The 17,366-nt window shown below is 63.7% G+C and carries 16 protein-coding genes; 9 read left to right on the top strand and 7 right to left on the bottom strand.

Translation table 11 applies throughout. The features are described 5' to 3' along the window. Window positions 1-2 precede the first annotated feature (2 nt). From QTI17_RS20165 to QTI17_RS20150, 4 genes are read left to right on the top strand one after another with little or no spacing between them, the layout of a single operon-like run. Entirely contained in the window at window positions 3-227 is a 225-nt protein-coding gene (locus QTI17_RS20165) for a hypothetical protein (protein WP_286535169.1), read from the top strand. Further along, window positions 224-1,069 carry a metallophosphoesterase gene (locus QTI17_RS20160; RefSeq protein WP_286535168.1) on the top strand — a complete coding sequence of 282 codons (846 nt, stop codon included), beginning with the start codon at window positions 224-226 and terminating at the stop codon, window positions 1,067-1,069. The genes QTI17_RS20165 and QTI17_RS20160 overlap by 4 nt, the downstream gene beginning before the upstream one ends. Next, the gene (locus QTI17_RS20155) at window positions 1,066-1,476 is read left to right on the top strand and encodes a hypothetical protein (protein WP_286535167.1); all 411 of its coding nucleotides are present in this window, start codon (window positions 1,066-1,068) and stop codon (window positions 1,474-1,476) included. Before QTI17_RS20160 ends, QTI17_RS20155 begins: the two co-directional genes overlap by 4 nt. 6 nt (window positions 1,477-1,482) lie before the next feature. Next, entirely contained in the window at window positions 1,483-2,517 is a 1,035-nt protein-coding gene (locus QTI17_RS20150; RefSeq protein WP_353506720.1) for a metallophosphoesterase, read from the top strand. A 598-nt stretch (window positions 2,518-3,115) separates the two neighbouring features. Here QTI17_RS20150 and QTI17_RS20140 read toward each other — a convergent pair. From QTI17_RS20140 to QTI17_RS20125, 4 genes are read right to left on the bottom strand one after another with little or no spacing between them, the layout of a single operon-like run. Beyond that, window positions 3,116-3,664, bottom strand: a complete 549-nt coding sequence (locus QTI17_RS20140; RefSeq protein WP_286535166.1) for a hypothetical protein — start codon at window positions 3,662-3,664, stop codon at window positions 3,116-3,118. Window positions 3,665-3,688: 24 nt separating this feature from the next. Next, on the bottom strand, window positions 3,689-5,305 hold the full coding sequence (locus QTI17_RS20135) for a DUF1254 domain-containing protein (RefSeq protein WP_286535165.1): 1,617 nt from the start codon (window positions 5,303-5,305) through the stop codon (window positions 3,689-3,691). Between the two features lie 50 nt (window positions 5,306-5,355). Beyond that, the gene (locus QTI17_RS20130; protein WP_286535164.1) at window positions 5,356-5,607 is read right to left on the bottom strand and encodes a hypothetical protein; all 252 of its coding nucleotides are present in this window, start codon (window positions 5,605-5,607) and stop codon (window positions 5,356-5,358) included. A 44-nt stretch (window positions 5,608-5,651) separates the two neighbouring features. Beyond that, complete coding sequence (locus tag QTI17_RS20125) at window positions 5,652-6,338, bottom strand: DUF3313 domain-containing protein (RefSeq protein ID WP_286535163.1); 687 nt, start codon at window positions 6,336-6,338, stop codon at window positions 5,652-5,654. Between the two features lie 217 nt (window positions 6,339-6,555). Here QTI17_RS20125 and QTI17_RS20120 point away from each other — a divergent pair, with 217 nt between their 5' ends. Further along, window positions 6,556-6,927, top strand: coding sequence for a response regulator transcription factor (locus QTI17_RS20120; protein ID WP_286535162.1), 372 nt, complete (start codon window positions 6,556-6,558; stop codon window positions 6,925-6,927). A 543-nt stretch (window positions 6,928-7,470) separates the two neighbouring features. Beyond that, window positions 7,471-8,838, top strand: coding sequence for an acyl-CoA dehydrogenase family protein (locus tag QTI17_RS20115; RefSeq protein WP_286535161.1), 1,368 nt, complete (start codon window positions 7,471-7,473; stop codon window positions 8,836-8,838). A gap of 18 nt (window positions 8,839-8,856) precedes the next feature. Here the strand turns inward: QTI17_RS20115 and QTI17_RS20110 are convergent, their stop codons facing one another. From QTI17_RS20110 to QTI17_RS20100, 3 genes are read right to left on the bottom strand one after another with little or no spacing between them, the layout of a single operon-like run. Continuing rightward, window positions 8,857-9,513 (bottom strand): response regulator transcription factor, encoded by a 657-nt coding sequence (locus QTI17_RS20110; RefSeq protein ID WP_286535160.1) that lies wholly within the window; start codon window positions 9,511-9,513, stop codon window positions 8,857-8,859. Further along, window positions 9,510-11,333 (bottom strand): ATP-binding protein, encoded by a 1,824-nt coding sequence (locus tag QTI17_RS20105; RefSeq protein ID WP_286535159.1) that lies wholly within the window; start codon window positions 11,331-11,333, stop codon window positions 9,510-9,512. Before QTI17_RS20105 ends, QTI17_RS20110 begins: the two co-directional genes overlap by 4 nt. 13 nt (window positions 11,334-11,346) lie before the next feature. Beyond that, window positions 11,347-14,016, bottom strand: a complete 2,670-nt coding sequence (locus tag QTI17_RS20100; RefSeq protein ID WP_503011087.1) for a winged helix-turn-helix domain-containing protein — start codon at window positions 14,014-14,016, stop codon at window positions 11,347-11,349. 225 nt (window positions 14,017-14,241) lie between these two features. On the opposite strand from QTI17_RS20100, the gene QTI17_RS20095 reads away from it, so the two are divergent. Genes QTI17_RS20095 through QTI17_RS20085 form a run of 3 tightly spaced genes read left to right on the top strand, consistent with a single transcriptional unit; the run spans window position 14,242 to window position 17,360 of the window. Next, window positions 14,242-15,375 (top strand): saccharopine dehydrogenase family protein, encoded by a 1,134-nt coding sequence (locus tag QTI17_RS20095; protein WP_286535157.1) that lies wholly within the window; start codon window positions 14,242-14,244, stop codon window positions 15,373-15,375. A 9-nt stretch (window positions 15,376-15,384) separates the two neighbouring features. Next, window positions 15,385-16,941, top strand: coding sequence for a class I adenylate-forming enzyme family protein (locus QTI17_RS20090; protein ID WP_286535156.1), 1,557 nt, complete (start codon window positions 15,385-15,387; stop codon window positions 16,939-16,941). A 56-nt stretch (window positions 16,942-16,997) separates the two neighbouring features. After that, the gene (locus QTI17_RS20085; protein ID WP_286535155.1) at window positions 16,998-17,360 is read left to right on the top strand and encodes a hypothetical protein; all 363 of its coding nucleotides are present in this window, start codon (window positions 16,998-17,000) and stop codon (window positions 17,358-17,360) included. The last annotated feature ends 6 nt before the right edge of the window (window positions 17,361-17,366 follow it).

Here is a 17,366-nt window from a genome sequence, read left to right as displayed (position 1 = left end):
CGATGATTGACCAAACTGACGACATCGAGAGAAGCGCCCCGCAGCGCCGTTCTCACCACTGCACGGTGTGTGACGGCCATGCCAAGTACTTCGTGCGCAACGGGTGCTACGTCAAAGTCTGCGCTTCACGTGCTCCGGACAAGCTCAACCGTCCCTCGGCGACAGAACTCATCGGCTTGGTGAGCCTTGCGATGCAAGAGCCGTCGGAAACGCTGAGCTACATATGAAGCTGCTCCTTCTTTCCGACCTCCACCTCGAGTTCGAGCCCTTCGAGCCGCTTCCGAAAAGTGAGTTCGACGTTGTGATCCTCGCAGGGGACATCCACACGCCCGGTCGGCGCGGCATCGAGTGGGCTAAGGCGCACTTCGCCGGTAAGCCGGTGATCTACGTTCCCGGCAATCACGAGTACTACGGCAGCCGGATGGACCTGGCTCATTCGGAGGCCCGGACTGCGGCGATTCGCGGCCAAGTGCATCTGCTAGATGGCGGCGAGGTCGTGATCGACGGCGTGCGCTTCCTCGGCTGCACGCTCTGGACGGACTTTGAGTTGGCCATCGAGACATCCGAAGGTCGACGACGAGACGCCGGGCTGGCCATGAGGAGGGCGACCAACCTTATGAACGACTACACCCTGATCCGGACCGCCGACGAACTCGCGGAGCCAGATACCTGGCGCAGCCGTCAAGGGCGAAGGCTGAGGGCGGAAGACACGCTCAGGATCCATCAAGGCCAGCGAACCTGGTTGAGAGAGAAACTCGCGGAATCGTTCGCCGGACCCACCGTGGTCGTCACGCACCATCCACCGCATCGTGGCTCGCTCGCGAAGCGCTACGCCGAAGATTGGGTCTCGGGCGCCTTCGTCAATGAACTGCCCGAGACGTTCTTCGACGTGCCAGTGCTCTGGGTGCACGGGCACACTCACCAGAGCTTCGACTACCGCGTCCGCTCATGCCGCGTCGTATGTAACCCCCGCGGCTACGTCAACTGGAGCGGCAGAACGGAGAACCAGACATTTGATCCCGGTCTGGTGCTCGAATTGTCAGACTGCAGAGATGGATATCTGACATGACCAAGGATCTCTACGCCACGGTCGCAGAGACAGCAGCCTTGCTTCGCGAGGGGCAAGAATACCGTCGCGGACGCTTGGGCGCGGACGACATGATCACCGTCACAGAGGCTGCCTCCCTCCTGGGCGTGGATGGTTCGACGATCGCCACGTGGATCAATGGCGGCCGGTGCATCGGGCTTGCCGACCCCGACGGAACGCTGAGGGCTCCCCGTTGGCAGTTCGAGCCGTTTGTCTGGTCAGCAATTCAACTCATCGGCAGAGCTCTCGGCACGCGGGAGCCGTGGCCGATCCTCGCCTTCCTTGAGACGCCGACGCCTGCGCTGGAAAGCTTGACACCGCGAGTGGCCCTCGAACGGGGTACCGCAATCGATCGTATCCTGGCCGCAGCCATCGACCACGCGCACTGATCGAAGATGAAGCTTCTGATCCTCTCTGATCTTCATGCCGAATTCGAGTCTTTCGAGCTATCGAAGGGCTTGGACTACGACGTAGCCATCTTGGCGGGCGACATTGCCTCGCCTGGTCGGGTGGTCGCGCGTTGGCTACGGGACCCGGCGCGCTTTGCTGACAGGCCCGTCGTGCAGATCGCCGGCAATCATGAGTACTACGAGTCCGTGCTCGATGAGGAAAAGGCGGAGATGCGGCGCCAAGCGAAGGAGCAGGGCGTTCACTTCCTCGACTGCGACGAGGTGGTGATCGCCGGCGTTCGCTTCCTGGGCTGCACGTTGTGGACTGACTTTCGCTTGCGGATCGATAACCCGGGCTTCGCGGGACAACAAGTGCGTCTGCTGTCGGATCGGCATCGCTCGATGATGGAATGCTTGCGCTACCTGGCCGACTATTCAGCCATCCGAGTCGATGACCCGCACACATCCAACTCGCGTGGATCCCGGCGCCTGGTGCCGATGGACACCTTGCGTATCCATCGGCAGCATCGCTCCTGGCTGCGCAGGAAGCTCGCCGAACCGTTCAACGGGCCAACGGTGGTGGTGACTCACCATGCACCTCATCGCAAGTCGCTGGCACCGCGGTATGCCGAGGATTGGTCCTCTGGCGGCTTCATCAACGAGATGCGGCCCGAGTTTTTCGAGGTCCCCGTGCTGTGGGTGCATGGGCACACGCACGACAGCTTCGACTACGTTGTGGGGAACTGCCGGGTGATCTCAAATCCGCGCGGCTATTTGAACTGGCAAGGGGATTTCGAGAACAAGCTTTTCAACCCAGCTCTTGTGGTCGAGGTCGTCTCCTCTCCGGGGGTGAAAGGAAACCGTGCCGATCAGGAACTGCTTGATCTCGCCAGAGAGGTGTTCGGGAAGGAGGCCCATGCTTGGCTAGGCACGGCGCATGTCCTCCTGGGAGGCCAAACTCCGGCGGAGTTCGCTGCTGCCGGCGGCCGAGAACGGGTGCAGACTATTCTTCGAACGATTCAGCACGGGGGCGTTGTATGACGCGACCCGCCACGGGACAGTAGCCGCGCGGTGAACTTAGGGCCTCAGTGCCCACGTCCCGTTGTCGTCGTACTCCAGGCAACGGACCAGATTGAAGGGTTGCCAGAGCACGTCAAAATTTAAATCCGGTCAAACTTTGAACGAACCGAACGAATGAGTCTTCCAAAGTTGGCGCACTTTCCAACCCAGGAAAATCAACAGCTTACGAGCGCCGTTTTCAAAGTTGCACCACTCCCGTTTTTATGGTTCCGCCGGCGCAGGTGCAGCGAGCATCCAACGGCCGCTTGCGGGCTCCATCGCCATCCGCTGTAAGCCCGGTTCGGGCCCGTTGCTGTCGGTCAGGGCGGTCAGCCGAGCGGCAGGAAAGCAATGCGAAAGCGGCCGGTGGCCCGAACCGAAGGTCAATGGCAAATCATTGGCATACCCGAGTAGATCCAGTACGCGGTCGCCGGGACCCCAACCACCCAGGCAACCGCCTGCCATTGCCCGTCTTCCCACAGCCGTTTCATCATGCGTGCTCGAAATGACTGAACGATTGCGCGAAGGTCCAGGCGAGCCATCGGGCCACCCCCAGGCGTAGGGTTGTTTGGCTCGGGTGTCATCGGAATTGCCTGGAAGCCCTGCGCACACCGGCCACCGCGTAACACAGGCCGAACACGTAGACGGCAATGCTGATCCCTTGGAGCGCGAGCCATGTATTCTTTCCCGCCTGCACTGGCTCAAAAAAGAAGTTCGGCCAGAAGTAGTTGAAGAGCGCATAACCCACCCCGGCCGTCACCAGTTCGGCGATGAGGCCATACGAGCAGAGCGTCGGCGCAATGCGCTCGTGCTTGGAAATTTCCGACGGCGATCCCTGTCGGGACGCGGACAGGTAGCACAGACCGATGACGGCCATGCCAAGGCCACCCGTCTTAAGCGTCAGCTCGGCGAGGATCGCCGGACAACCCCACCACAGCGTCATGTTCTTCAGGAAGATCGGGCCTACATCTCCAGCCAGTGCGCCGTGCATGTAGTGCGCGATCGGGATGAAGCCGGTGATGAATCCCGTGATGAACAGACCGAGGCCCCAGTGGATGAACTTCCAGCCCAGGCTCGCGTGCGTGACGACCGGCACGTCGCCGCCCATGACGACAGCTGCATTAGTCATTTGATTCTCCTGTCTATGTGACCCTCATCGGACCAGTTCAACTTCGCCCGGCCGCCATGCCTTGGTGAAGAACGATTCCTCCGGGCTGTACAGGCGCAGGATCGTGAACCAGCCTTTGCTTGGCATCGTCTGGATCCAGTTGCCGTCCTGCACACCGGATGGTTTGGCAGGTCCGAAGTAAACGGTTGTCGTGCCATCCGGGTTGGCGGTGGCCGCCGGGGACGGGTAGCTTTGGCTTCCTGCACGCGGGAATCGCTGAGGAGTTTGGAGCATGGAGCGGGTCTGGTTGTCGTAGAGCGTGAATGACCAGAACGCTGCCGCAGGGATCTTGGCAGGCAAGGTCACCTTGTACGTCTTGGCGCCGTCGAAGGGGTTCTTTTGAGCATCAGAGAAGCCCATCAAGTATTGCGAGCCGACGTTGGGCAGCGACATGATCATGCCGGGCGAGTCCATGGTGTAGCCGTAGTAGAAGGCTGCACGGGAGTCGAGCGTGCGTGCGCCCGTCGGTGGGAGCGGCTTGAAGAAGCCTTCCTTGCTGATCGTAGGTGGCGGTGTTTCAAAGGTGTAGCCGCCTTGCCACAGCATGTTCGCCCACATCGAGTTCGGGTAGACCGCCCAGCCGGGATAGTCGGCGGCGCGAAAGTTCAAAGACCGGCCAGCCGCATTGCCCACCGCGGCGGCGTCGGTGAGGATCGCCTTCATCCTGGCGTCCGGCGCGAATGGCTTTCCTTTGACAATGCCGATGGCAGCCAATTGACCCAATATCTCAGGGTCGGTCGAGGCAGCCGGCTCCATCTGAACAAGTTTGTCGATCGCCTCGAAGTAAGAGAAGTCGGCAGGCGGAACGGTATTGAATGCCCTTCCGCTCCCTTCAACGAACTTCGTCGGCGGAATAGGCGGCATGGGGGCGAGCCGGATCTTGCCTTCGAGTGCGGTCGCGATGCTGGTACCGTATGTGCCCGGCGTGTACTGATAGATCTTCAGGCCGTTCTTGATCGCCGCCACTGCCGGCTTGGGATCGTTGTTCTCCATGAACGCGCGCACGGCATAGAGGACGTGGTTGGTCTTCGAGCGCCCCACAAAGTAGCCGTTGTCGGGCAGCGGGCCATCGTAACCCGGCGGGAGGAGCAGATACTTTCCTCCTTGACCTCGGTCGGGACCCGGATTGCCAATGTCGATGATCCACCCGAACCACATATCGTTGATCGTGCCGAGTTGCTTCGGAGGCACCTCGACGACCAAGGGGCCTTTGGACAGATCGAGGGTGGCGAGGGTGTAAATGGTGTCGGCATTTGGGGTGAGAAAGATGGATTTTGAATCCATGAGATCCGAGAAGATCACCACCGTGTTGTCCTCCGCCCCGATACTCTTGAAGCCCTCGCGGATCGCGTAAGCCGAGCCGCCCGAGTAGGCGTTCGTGAACGCGCTGATGCCGCGAGCAAAAGCCATGCTGTCGTCGACCTTCCGCGCCGTCTCCGCGCTGGGTGCACCATCCTTGAACTCCAGTGTCCCAATGCGCGTTTCGATTCTGTCGGGCGTCAAGACCGACGACGGAACGGACGACTGTGCAAATGTCGAACTCGGTAGACCTAGAAGCGCGAACGCTGCGAGGGATGTTATGGGCGAGATTCGTGTCTTCATTTCCTCTTTCCTTTGTTGCTGGTAACAGATCGAAGAAGGGAGAGGGGGTCTCACTTCGGGAACGTAAGCTGCGCTTGCAGCCGTAGCGACCAACGTGGTGCGTTGTTCGGGCGCTCGACGTTGTAGTAGGCCGAAGCCTGAAGGTTCACCAGCAGCTTGTCGAAGCGCACGATCTTGCCGACACGGCCGCCGACCGGCACCGTCCACTTCTGCCCGCTGCTCGCCTTCCAGTTCGCGGTGATCAAGGGCGACGAGGTCGGGTAGAAGCTGCCCGGAAAGTCGTAGTTGAGTAAGGGCTGCAAGGGCCCGTTGCGCGATTCGTCCTGCGTTCATCATTTCTCCGCCATCAAGATGCGACGCGCAAGGCGGTGAACCTGCGAGCGAAGGCCTCGGACCACTTGTTGAAGGCGTCGCGCGCATAGCTCCAGCTGGTGAACGAGCTCACGTAGCCATTCATCCACGCCGCTGCGGCGGTCGTGGCGCCCTTGTTCAGGTCGGCGGCGTACTTGAGGCCGATCTCGGTATCGGCGCACTCGCCGACGACATTGCCGGTGGCGCCGTCCCTGAATTGCGCTTCGAGTCCGGTCTGCCCCATGTACGGCGTTGAGCCCACGGGCCGGCCCGTCGCGGCGCCCGCGCCCATTTCAGCGACGAAGCCATAGGGCACCGCGGTGCCGGCCAGGCTCGCCATCGTGTCGGTGGGAATCAGCGAGGTCAGCGCGAATTTGAGGCGCAGGACACCCGGGCCCGGCGCGTCGACGATCTTCACACCGGGCGTCAGGTTCTTGACGAGGACGCCATGAAAGTAATCGAGCAGGACCTTGAGGTCCGTCGGATCGACCGGTCGCTGGGTCGCAGTGGGCTCCAGGTAGACCTGGATGCGCTCGATCATGACCTTGTCGTAGCTACTCCACTTCACGCCGGGTTGAAGCCAGCAGAGGAAGCCTTCGCCGCCGGGCGTCGGCTTAAGTCTCCCGGGCTCGGTCAGGAATCCGACCTTGCTGATCTTGGCCTCTGCATTGTTGGAAGCCACGATACCGGTGCTGCCCGCGCTGGGCGTGGAGCATCCCGAGACGAGAAGGGCGACAGTCGCCACGAAGGGCAGGAGGATGGAACAAGATCGAGTCACTGCGCGCTCCAGTCATCATGGTGATGTGGCAGGAAGGATAGGAAAAAAAGCATCCGTGCGCACCTTCCCTTTAGGGCAGTAGACAGCGAGCGCGAGGAAGCACAGAGTTCCGGGGAATCCAATGAGCACCACCGTCCCCATCTATGTCGCCGTCGTCGACGACGATGAAAGCCTTTGCCGATCGCTGGGCCGGCTGCTGCGCGCTTCGGGAATGCAGTCGATCGCCTACGACTCCGCGGAGGCCTTCCTAGCCGACACCAAGCGTCCTCGTTTCGACTGCCTGATTCTGGACGTCCAACTCGGTGGCATGTCGGGCATCGCGCTGGCCCGGCGCCTGGTCGCCGAAGGGACTCACACGCCCTTCATCTTCATCACCGCGCACGATGACCTGGAAACCCGCGCCGAAGCGCGAGCCACTGGCTGCGCAGCCTACTTCCGCAAGAACGATCCCGGTGCCGATGTGCTCCAGGCCATCCGCAGGCTTGTTCCGTGATCTCCATCCTGATCCCAAGCCAGCAGGTACTTCGTGGTCGGGGACGATTCCCACCCTATCTGTTCACGCTAAACCCCGCGCCGCTGCGCTGATCGCGGCCGGTACCCCATCTCCTCGATGCGCCTCAGTGGCAAATCATCTGGATGGCAGAGTAGATCCAGAACGCAACTGCCCGTCATGCCACGGCCACCTGTCTTGAGCGTCAGTTCCAGAAGACCGGTCCCACGTCTCCAGCCAGCGCGACATGCATGTAGTGCGCGATCGGGATGAAGCCGGTGATGAAGAGGCCCAGACCCCAGTGGATGAATCCTCATCCCAATCCTGCGTGCGTCACGGGAACGTCGTCGTTCATTGCAGTTGCCGCGCTGCTCATGTGATGCCTCCTATTCTGATCTCACGTGGCTCCGGGGGCAGCATATGCCCTACGAAGCCAAGGCGCACCGGGCAGTCGACGAGCGCAATTGCCCACTCTCCAGCGCCACATCTACGCATTCACGGATTTCCGTGAATTCTCCTTTGACGGAGATTGGCGGCTTTCCGTGATTGAGCGCGGAACTGCCCGACGGGACACTTGCTTCCCATCCGCACAGCCGTGCCCACCGAGAAAATTGGAGACATGACATGATCAATCTGCATGACAACGTGAAGCTGCCCGCCGTCGGCATGACCGGGTTCGAGACCCCATTGACAGAGGAGGAAGCCGCGATCCAGCAGAGCGTGCATCGCTTCGCACGCGACGTGATGCGGCCTATCTCGCAGGAACTCGATCGCATGACGGCGGAGCAGGTCGTCGCCCCTACCTCGCCTTACTGGACCGTCTTCTCCGAGTTCGCCAAGCTCGACCTCGACCCCGCGCTGATCGCGCAGTTTCCGCCGGAGACTGCGGTGCGCATCGAGTCGCTCATCGGCGAAGAACTCGGCTGGGGCGACTCGGGCCTCGCAGTTTCGCTCGGTGCGGCCGGCTTTCCGTTGCAGATGGCCCAAGCCGTCGGCAACAAGGAACTGGTGGAAATCTCGATGGGAAAGATCGGCTGCTGGATCGTCACGCAGCCCGACAAGGGAAGCGATATTACGACTCTCTATCCCAAGCAGGACGGTGCGCCGGGCGTGCCTTTCAATCGTGGCAACCTGCTCGCCAAGGTTGGCGCCGACGAGATCGTGATCAATGGGCAGTGTTCGTCGTGGGTGTCCAACGGCGCGTCGGCGCAAGTTGCGCTGGTCTACATGAACGCCGACTATGGCGACGGCGAGCTGTATGACGGCGAGGGCCGTCCGCACGGCGTCGCCATGGTGATGCCGCTCGATCTGCCCGGTGTCTCACGCGGCAAGCCGCTCGACAAGATCGGACAACGCGCATTGCCGCAAGGCGAGATCTACTTCGACAACGTCAAGGTGCCCAAGCGCTTCGCGGTCGCGTTGAAGGATGACTACTATGGCAACTTCGCCTCGGCGTGGTCTTTTGCGGGCACGCACATGTCGCAAGTCTTCACGGGCGTCGCGCGCGCAGCTTTCGAGCACGCCCTTGCCTACTGCCATGACCGCAAGCAGAGCGGTGCGCGACTGATCGACCATCAGCTCACGCGCTTCCGGCTGGGCGACATGCTGCGGCGCGTGGAGCTCGCGCGCTCGGTGGCGCGCCGGTCGCTCGCCTATGCGCGGTTGTCGCCGCGCTCGCATCCGTATGCCACCGCCTCGGCGAAGGTCACGGTTACGGAAGAAGCGATGAAGGTCACTAGCGAGGCGCTGCAGCTCTTCGGCGGCTTCGGCACCTCGCGTGAGTACCCCATCGAGAAGCTGTTCCGCGATGCGCGTGCGGCGCTGATCGAGGACGGCGAGAACAACGTCCTGACCATGCGTCTGGGCCTGCTCGCCCACCGCCTGTTCGACGACGAAGGCTGGACCCAGAACTGAGGCTCCGATCGGTGGCACTCACGCTTGAGAGTCGTCCGCGTCGTCCGCGTCGATCGTCTCGATGCCTGCCTCCAGCGCCAGTCTGGAGAGTTCGACGGTCGAATGCACGCCGCATTTGCTCATGATCGCCGCCCGGTGCAGCTTGACGGTGCGCTCGTTGATGCCGAGGTCGCCCGCGATCTGCTTGTTGAGTCGGCCGCGCAGGACGTGGGAGAGGACTTCGCGCTCCCGCTCCGAGAGTGCGGCGAAGCGCTGCCGCAACTGATCCTGGTGCGCTCTCGCACCGCGTTCCCGCTCGCCGCGGAGCAGGGCGCGCCTCACGGCGTCCAGGAATTCCTCTTTTGGCGCGCGCTTTTCCAGGAAGTCCTCGGCACCGCCGCGCATGGCCCGCACGCTGGAGGCAATGTCGCCATGGCCGGTGAGAAAGACCAGGGGCATCGGGTTGCGCGTGCGCGAAAGCGCTCGCTGCAGTTCCAGGCCGTCCACGCCGGGCATCTGCAGATCGGCCACCACACAGCCCGGCGTGGCGTCTTCGCATTGCGCGAGGAAGTCGCCCGCGGAACTGAAAGTCTTCACGGCGAAACCGCTTGCCAGCAGCAGCCGGGATGTGGCGGTCAGGAACGATGCATCGTCGTCGACGATGTAGACCGTCGATTGTGGTTGTGCCGTGCTCATGCCGTTGCGTCTGCCACTGGCAGCGTGAAGCGGAGCTTCGCCCCACCTTCTTCACGGTTCTCAGCCCACAGGCGGCCGCCGTGCGATTCGATGAGGGTGCGAGAGATGGACAGGCCCATGCCCATGCCGGTGGCCTTGGTTGTGAAGAACGAGCCGAACACTTCTTCGAGTCGGTCGGTCGGAATGCCCGACCCGCTGTCGCTGACGGCGATCTCGACGGTGTGCGCACTGGCGCGCACGGCGGTCACGACAATGTTGCGCACCTTGCGACCTCTTTCGTCGATCGCATCCATGCCGTTCGAAATGAGGTTGAGCAGCACTTGCTGAAGGTGAACGCGGTCACCCAACACCGGTGGCACGTCATCCGCGATCTCCACCACCACCTTGACCCGGCGCACGGCTGCGTCCGGGCGCACCAGGGCCGCGACGTCGCCCACCAGTTCGCTCACGGGCAGCGGCTGCACCTCGAGGTCATGGCGCCTGAGCATTGCGCGCATGCGGTCGATGACGGCACCGGCGCGCTGGTCGTCGGCGAGGATGTCCTCGACGATCGAGCGGATCTCGTCGAGATCCACTGGAGCCGCCTGCAGGAGCAGCGACGCCGCCTCCGCATTGCGCAGGATCGCCCCGAGCGGCTGGTTAATCTCGTGCGCCAGTGCAGACGCGAGTTGACCCATGACCGAGACGCGGCCCGCATGGGCGATTTCCTGATGCAGTCGAATCATTTCCTGTTCGGCTTGCTTGTGCACCGTGATGTCGCTGCAGGCGCCGCGCGCGCGAAGCGGACGGTGTGCGGCATCGAAATCCACGCGGCCCTGGGCCAGGATCCATCGGATGCTGCCGTCGGGAGAAGTCGTGCGGAACTCCGTGTGGTACTCGCCCACGCCTTCGGCCTCTTGCGAGAGGGCTTGGCGGACGGCATCGCGATCGTCTCCATGCACCTTGACCAGCAAGCGGTCGAGGTCCAGCGGTTCCGTGGGAGAGACGCCGAATAGCTCGCGTGTGCGGGGGCTGGCCCAGAACGTGTCGCGCGCGACGTCGCGAACCCAGATGCCCAGCTTCGCCGCCTCGGCCGCGAGGGCCATGCGCTCTTCGCTTTCCCGCAACTCCTGGACGAGCTGCGAGGCGCGCAGCACGTTCCTGCTCAGCTCGTAAGCCATCGTCAGCACGAGACCCAGTGAAAACAGGCTGATCGTGATCGGCGCGTGCATGACACCCCAGAACACCAGAAGGGACTGACCGATGCCGGCGAGCGCGAAGAAGACGGCGCTGCCACCGACCGTCAAGGCTGGGACCCTGTCGCCGCGCCGCCATGCCGTGATGCTCGCATCCGCCACGAAGACCACGAGCAGGCACGCGGCCAAATTCCCGATCAACATCCACGGGTTGGGCGTGCCGAGCGCGGTGGAGACGTCCTCGGCAAGAAAGGGAATGCGCAGGACCGTCGAGATCTCGCTGTAGTTGAGACCCTGGCCCGTTGTGAAGTTGGGCAGAAGCGAGGCGGTGCGCAACCCGATGACGCTCCATCCAAGCCACGATCGACCCGCCTCCAGGTAGGTTCGTACGAAGGCGACGAGCGACAGGTTGATGAGCCAGATCGGAACGTGCGCCCACCGGATGGCTGTTGCGTATTCCGCCGGGGTCTGCGCGTGCAGCATCGACATCTCGCAGAACGCGTAGAACGCTGTGGACAGTGCCAACAGCGAAAAGAAGAAGCTCGGCCACGCCGTCCGGTCCCTGAGCCAGACCGGCAGGTGGACGCCTGCCAGCGTCAGGCAAGCCGCCGAGATCATGGACCAGATGACGGTGACCCAACTCATGGCGACCCCATGGCTAGACCAGGCCCCATTCACGCGCCCGCGTCACCGCCTGCGTGCGGTTCTTCGCGCCCAGCTTGCCGTTGATGCGCCGCAGATGGCTCTCGACGGTGTTCTCGCTGATGAACAGCTTGCGGCTCAGTTCCTTGTTCGAGAGGCCGTCGGCGAGCAGGCGCAGCACCTGGCGCTCGCGCTGACTGAGCAGACCCTCGGCGGCGCTGTGGGTCGGTGCCGACGGCGAGGAGGCGAGGCTGGGGTGCAGGGCGTCAGAGACGGCGGCCAGATGCAAGGGCCGTACGCCGTCGCGGGTTGCCATTGCGTCCAGCAAGGGTTGAAGATGCCAGGGTTCATCGGCCAGTACTCGGACAAGGCCCTTGGTGCTGGCAATGTCCAGTGCCTGTTCGAGCACCTCCAGCGCCTGCGAGCGCTTAAGCGCCGCCTCGTAAGCTTGCGCGAGCAGGCATCGCAGGCGCACGGCGCGACGGGTGTGGTTCACCGCCTCAGCCTGCGCGACCGCTTCCTGGATGCGCGGGATCATTGACGGCGCAGCCCCCGAGCGCATGGACAAGCGCACGGATGCGATGAAGCCATCGTCGAGATCTTCCGAATACGGAAACTGGCCGGGCTCGGATTTCCATCCACCACTGTGCTCGATCAGCGTCATGAGGTGGCGCGCGCCCGCCAGGTCGCCGGCCAGCAGCGCGAGTCTCAGTTTCTCCTGCCGCGCGGCCGAAGCGATGCGAGGAATGCCCCAGGCATCGCCCAGGTCGAGCATTTCGGCCAGTGTCTGTTGAACGAGCTCTGTGCGCCCGCGCAATGCATGGGTGCGCGCCGCGATGCGATAGGCCGCAATCACGTGGTCGGGCACGCATGCGTCGCGGATGATCGGGAGGTATTCCTCCAGCAACAGTTCGACGGCCTGAAGGTCGTTCATCTCGTAGAGCGCTTCGGCCAGGTGGCCGGCGGCGACGCCCGAGGCGTCTGTGAACCGATAGCCCGCCTCGATGACCTTGTCCAGCGTGACCTCGAAGCGCAGGCGAGCCTCGCGCACATTGCCCTGGTGCAGATCGATCGCGCCTTCCAGGCACATCGTGTGGTTCAGCCCGTGGATCTCACCGACATAGATGCGCTTGGCGGTGGCGAGATAGCGCAGGGCCTGTGCGTAGTCGCCGCGGCTGATGCAGTCGAAGGCGGCGACGTTGTGGATCAGTCCAAGCATCCGCGGCGGAGCCGTATCGAATCCGTCCATGCAGGCGAGGGCGAGGGCGGCGGCTTGCGGCAGGTCGTCTCCCCAGGTGAACACGGCCAGCTTCGCTCCGATCAACTCTTGCGCAATCTGCGATCCCGGCTTCGCAACGCGTCCGACGATGTCGATCAACCGAGTCGCTGCCGGTTGTCGCCTCTGAATGGCCATGGTGTAGGCGCCGGAGATGGCCAGCTCGGGATGGGCTTCCAGCAGATGATCGGGCGTCGCGTCGATCCACTTGCGCAAGGTGTCGACCTGGCCGGTGTTGACCATTTCGGCGGCGCGCAGCGCCATCCATTCGGCGGCAAGATCCTGTTGCCCGCCGGCGATTGCATGATGAATCGCCGGCATGAGCCGACCCTCCGCCGCCAACCATCTCGCCGCCTTGAGGTGCAACTGTGCCGCAGTGTCCCGCGTCGGAAAGCCCGGCTGGCTCCGAAGAAAGGCCAAGAACAGCGGGTGGTACCGATACCACTCGCCATCGGCCTCCATCGCCAGCAGGAAGAGGTTGTCTCGTTCGGTCTTTTGCAGCATGGCTGCGCTGTCATTGCGCTCCAGCACGGCGTCGCACATGGCGGCGCAAAAGCTTTCGAAGAGGGCAGTCTGCAGCAGAAATTCCAACTGGCGTGCCGGTAATCGCGCCAGCACGTCCTCGACCAGATAGGTCGCCATGTCGCGAGAGAAGTCGCCCTTGTTGCGCAGGACGGCGTCGATGCCGGAGGATCCGCTGAGCGCCGTCGCGAGTTGCAAGGCGGCGGGCCAGCCGTCGGTGCGCTGCTGCAACCGGGCCAGGTCGGCTTCGTCGAGGGCGGACGGCAGGCGCGAGTCCAGATAGTCCCGTGTTTCGTCTACCGAGAAGCGCAGAGCGTTCTGGTCGACTTCCAGCAACATGCCGCGCGCACGCAAGCGCCCTAGCGGAAGCGCCGGCTTGGTGCGCGAGCCCAAGACGATGCGCTGGTTCGGGCCGAGCGTGTCGATGACGCGGCCGAGCGTGGCGAGCACCTCGGCGCTGTCGATGTGCTCGAGATCATCGACGAACAGGGCGAAGCCCGATTCGATCTGTGCCAGCGCTTCGAGCAACTGATAGGCATGGCTGCCGGCCGTCGTCTCCGGCGCGACGCGTTCCGCGAGTCCTTGGGTTTGCGACGACTCGGCCAGCACAGCTGTCAGGGCCGATTGCAGATGGAAGACGAAGCGCCCCGGGTCGTTGTCTTCCACATCCACGGTGAGCCATGCCACCGGGATGTCCTGCGCGCGCAGGGCGCGCAACCACTGCCCCATGGCGGTGGACTTGCCATATCCCGCCGGCGCATTGATCAACACCACAGGTGCGGTGGACTGCGCGAGCACGGTGGCGATTGCGTTGCGTTCGATCTCCCGCGATGCCGGACGCGGCGCGCACAACTTCAGGGAGAGAGGCCGGGGACCAAGGGGCGACATCGGGCGCTCACCCGCGGCGGCAGGTGATTTCGGGAGGGATGTCGATTTTCGCATTGCGGTATTGCCCGACGGACCGGGTGTTAATCCGTAGGCCGTTTGGACGGTTTTCACGGATTTCCGTGAACGGCCACCCGTGCAAATTGCCCGGCTTTCCGTGATTGAGCAAGTCCCCCCGAGAAAAGACACTGACTGCCATCCCAAACACACCTATTCAGGAGACTCTAAGTGGCAAAGCATCCCGTCGTTGTCTATGGCGCCAGTGGTTACACCGGCATGCTGATCATGGACGCGCTCATCGACCAGAACATCCCGTTCACCGCGATCTCGCGCAGCGCTGAACGCACCCGCGAAATGATGGCCCAGCGCGTCGTTCGCCTGGAGTCCGCGACCTACGAAATCATCGAGTGCGACCACAGCGTCGAATCGCTCACCCGCGCCTTCGCGGGGGCCAAGGTCGTTTGCAACACGGTCGGGCCCTTCATCAACTTCGGCCTGACCACGGTGGAAGCCTCCCTGAAGGCCGGTTGCCACTACCTCGACACCACCGGCGAGCAGGGCTTCATCCGCCAGGCGCGCGACCAGTTCGGCGACCTGTACCGCCAGGTCGGGCTGGTGCTGGCACCGTCCACCGCCTACATGTACACCTTCGCCGAGATCGCCGCAGAGCTGGCGCTCGAAACGCCCGGCGTGGACGCGCTCGAAACCGCCTCGCTGGCCCGCGGACCGCGCGGCGTGGGCGCCGGCGTCACGGTCGGCTCGACCGCCTCGATCTTCGAGCTGTTCCGCCAGGAGCAGTGCTACCTGTGGGAAAAGAAGCTCGTCCCGCACTCTGCTGCCGCCAGCTTCAACCTCGTGACGCCCGAGATCGCCCAGCCGGTGTTCGGCCTGCCTTGGGGCGGCACCTCGCTGCCGGTGTTCTTCGAAAACGATGCCCGCGTTCGCTCGTGCATCTCCGCCGTCGGCTTCTATGACAACGACGTGATGAAGCTGGTGCACTCGGTCGGCCAGAAATGGGACACCGAGTACAAGCACATGGGCAAGGCCGAGCAGGACGCCGTGATCAACCACCTCGTCCAGTCCACCACGCCGGCGATGCCGCCGCGCGAGCGCACCACGATCCAGCGCACGGTGGACTTCGCCATCGGACGCGGCCAGCTCGCCGCGGTGCGCGCCACCGTGCACGGTGTCACGCCTTACCTCTCAACGGGCGTGCTGCAGGCCGCCGCTGCCATGAAGCTGATCGACAACGAGACCCACAAGGTCGGTTTCGCATCCGCAGGCAAGGCTTTTGGCCACCGCTACCTGCTGGGCTTCCTGGAGCAGCGCGGCCTCGCGCGCGCCACCGTCACGCAACTCTGAGGAGGCCTCGTGGCCATCATCGACTTCTTCGACCGCGGCTGGCGCATCAATCCGACCGGCATCGCCTACATCCAGAACGAGCGCAAGCACAGCTTTGACGAGGTCGGCACCCTGTCCTGCCGCATTGCCAACGCACTGCTGGCGGACGGCTTCGGCAAGGGCACGCGCGGCGCCGTCTGGTCCGGCAACGACGTGACGGCGTGGGTCTGCACCCTCGGCCTGTGGCGCGCCAACATGGCGTGGATTCCCGTCAACGCGCGCAACGCCGCCGAGGAGAACCACCACATCCTCGACACCTTCGATTGCGAGGTGGTGTTCTTCCAGGAGGCCTTCACCTCGCAGATCGACGGCCTGCGCGAACGCCTGCCCAAGGTCAGGCGCTGGATCTGCATCGACGGCAATGCCGCCGGCGCGGTCTCGCTCGACAGTTGGGTTGCGACCGCATCGAGCAGCCGGCCCGACGTGGCCTACGACATGGACGACACGATCATGCTGTCGCCCACTGGCGGCACCACGGGCATGCCCAAGGGCGTGGAGAACACGCACCGCAGCGTCCAGACCTTCGTCATGCACTTCATGACGAGCATCGGCTACCGCACCGACGAGCCGGCCGTGAATCTCGCTGCCGCGCCGATGACGCACACGGCCGGTGTCCTGTCCGTGCCGTGCACGGCGCGTGGCGGCACCGTGGTCGTGTTGACCAAGCCCGACCCCGCGCTGCTGCTGGACGCCATCGCGCGCCACAAGGTGACCGAGGTCTTCCTGCCGCCGACGGTCATCTACAAGCTGCTGGACATCCCCGGCATCGAGAAGGTCGACTTCGGTTCGCTGCGCTACTTCCTCTATGGCGCCGCGCCGATGTCGGTCGAGAAGCTCAAGCGTTCGATCGAGGTCTTCGGCCCGGTGATGACCGGCGGCTACGGACAGACCGAATGCCCGGCTTCCATCTCCTTCCTCACGCCGGCCGAGCACTTCGTGGCCGGGCGCATTGCGGGCGACGAGCGCCTGTCGTCGGTCGGCCGGCCGAACCCGCTCGTGCGCGTCGAGATCATGAACGACGCCGGCGAGATGCTTCCGCAAGGGCAGACCGGCGAGATCTGCGTGCGTGGCGACCTGGTCATGAAGGGCTACTACAAGGCGCCTGACAAGACCGCGGAAACCATCGTCGACGGCTGGCTGCACACCGGCGACATCGGGCACCTCGACGCCGAGGGCTACCTGCACATCACCGATCGCAAGAAGGACATGATCATCAGCGGCGGCTTCAACGTCTACCCGAGCGAGGTCGAGCAGGTGATCTGGTCGCACGCGGCGGTGCAGGACTGTGCCGTCATCGGCGTGCCCGACGACAAGTGGGGCGAGGCGGTCAAGGCCGTCGTCGAACTGAGCCCCGGCCAGCAAACCAGCGCCGAAGAGTTGATGACCCTGTGCCGCGACAAGCTGGGCCCCGTGAAGTCGCCGAAGACGGTGGACTTCATTCCCGCGCTGCCACGCAGCGCCGCCGGCAAGGTGCTCAAGAAGGACTTGCGCGCGCCCTACTGGGCCCGCAGCGAGCGGACGATATGAGCGCAACACCCATTACCCAAAAACCCACGCAACGACAGTCGTCTGCGAGATCCCCCATGACCACCACCCAGACCAAGGCTCTTTTCTATTCCGGCGCGCTCTTCAACTGGGGCGGTGTGCTGATCCTGTCACTGCTGGCGGGCCCGCTCGGCCTGGAGCCGCCGCAGCACAACCTGTTCGGCCAGATCGCGCTGCTCGCCATCTTCGCCTTCGGCTGCGGCTACTGGATGGTCGGGAGCAACCCGAGGGCGAACCGCGGCATCGTCCTGCTGGGCATCTTCTCCAAGCTCGGCGTGGTCGCGATCGTCTGGGCGCACTGGCTGGCCGGCAACGCGACGACGCAGATGGCCGCGCTCGTGATGGGTGACGTGCTCTTCGCGCTGCTGTTCGCGATGTACCTCAAGCGCAGCGCCGCCTGAGGCCGC

The sequence above is a fragment of the Variovorax sp. J31P179 genome (genome assembly GCF_030316985.1).
Classification (GTDB): Bacteria; Pseudomonadota; Gammaproteobacteria; order Burkholderiales; family Burkholderiaceae_C; genus Variovorax; species Variovorax ginsengisoli_B.
The sequence above is the reverse complement of the archived record's forward strand: the minus strand, read 5'-3'. Positions and strand labels throughout refer to the sequence as shown.

Bases quoted from the DNA above. Each gene is read 5' to 3' on its own strand.
- QTI17_RS20165 (WP_286535169.1), top strand. From the start codon at position 3: ATGATTGACCAAACTGACGACATCGAGAGAAGCGCCCCGCAGCGCCGT.
- QTI17_RS20160 (WP_286535168.1), top strand. From the start codon at position 224: ATGAAGCTGCTCCTTCTTTCCGACCTCCACCTCGAGTTCGAGCCCTTC.
- QTI17_RS20155 (WP_286535167.1), top strand. From the start codon at position 1,066: ATGACCAAGGATCTCTACGCCACGGTCGCAGAGACAGCAGCCTTGCTT.
- QTI17_RS20150 (WP_353506720.1), top strand. From the start codon at position 1,483: ATGAAGCTTCTGATCCTCTCTGATCTTCATGCCGAATTCGAGTCTTTC.
- QTI17_RS20140 (WP_286535166.1), bottom strand. From the start codon at position 3,664: ATGACTAATGCAGCTGTCGTCATGGGCGGCGACGTGCCGGTCGTCACG.
- QTI17_RS20135 (WP_286535165.1), bottom strand. From the start codon at position 5,305: ATGAAGACACGAATCTCGCCCATAACATCCCTCGCAGCGTTCGCGCTT.
- QTI17_RS20120 (WP_286535162.1), top strand. From the start codon at position 6,556: ATGAGCACCACCGTCCCCATCTATGTCGCCGTCGTCGACGACGATGAA.
- QTI17_RS20110 (WP_286535160.1), bottom strand. From the start codon at position 9,513: ATGAGCACGGCACAACCACAATCGACGGTCTACATCGTCGACGACGAT.
- QTI17_RS20105 (WP_286535159.1), bottom strand. From the start codon at position 11,333: ATGAGTTGGGTCACCGTCATCTGGTCCATGATCTCGGCGGCTTGCCTG.
- QTI17_RS20100 (WP_503011087.1), bottom strand. From the start codon at position 14,016: ATGTCGCCCCTTGGTCCCCGGCCTCTCTCCCTGAAGTTGTGCGCGCCG.
- QTI17_RS20085 (WP_286535155.1), top strand. From the start codon at position 16,998: ATGACCACCACCCAGACCAAGGCTCTTTTCTATTCCGGCGCGCTCTTC.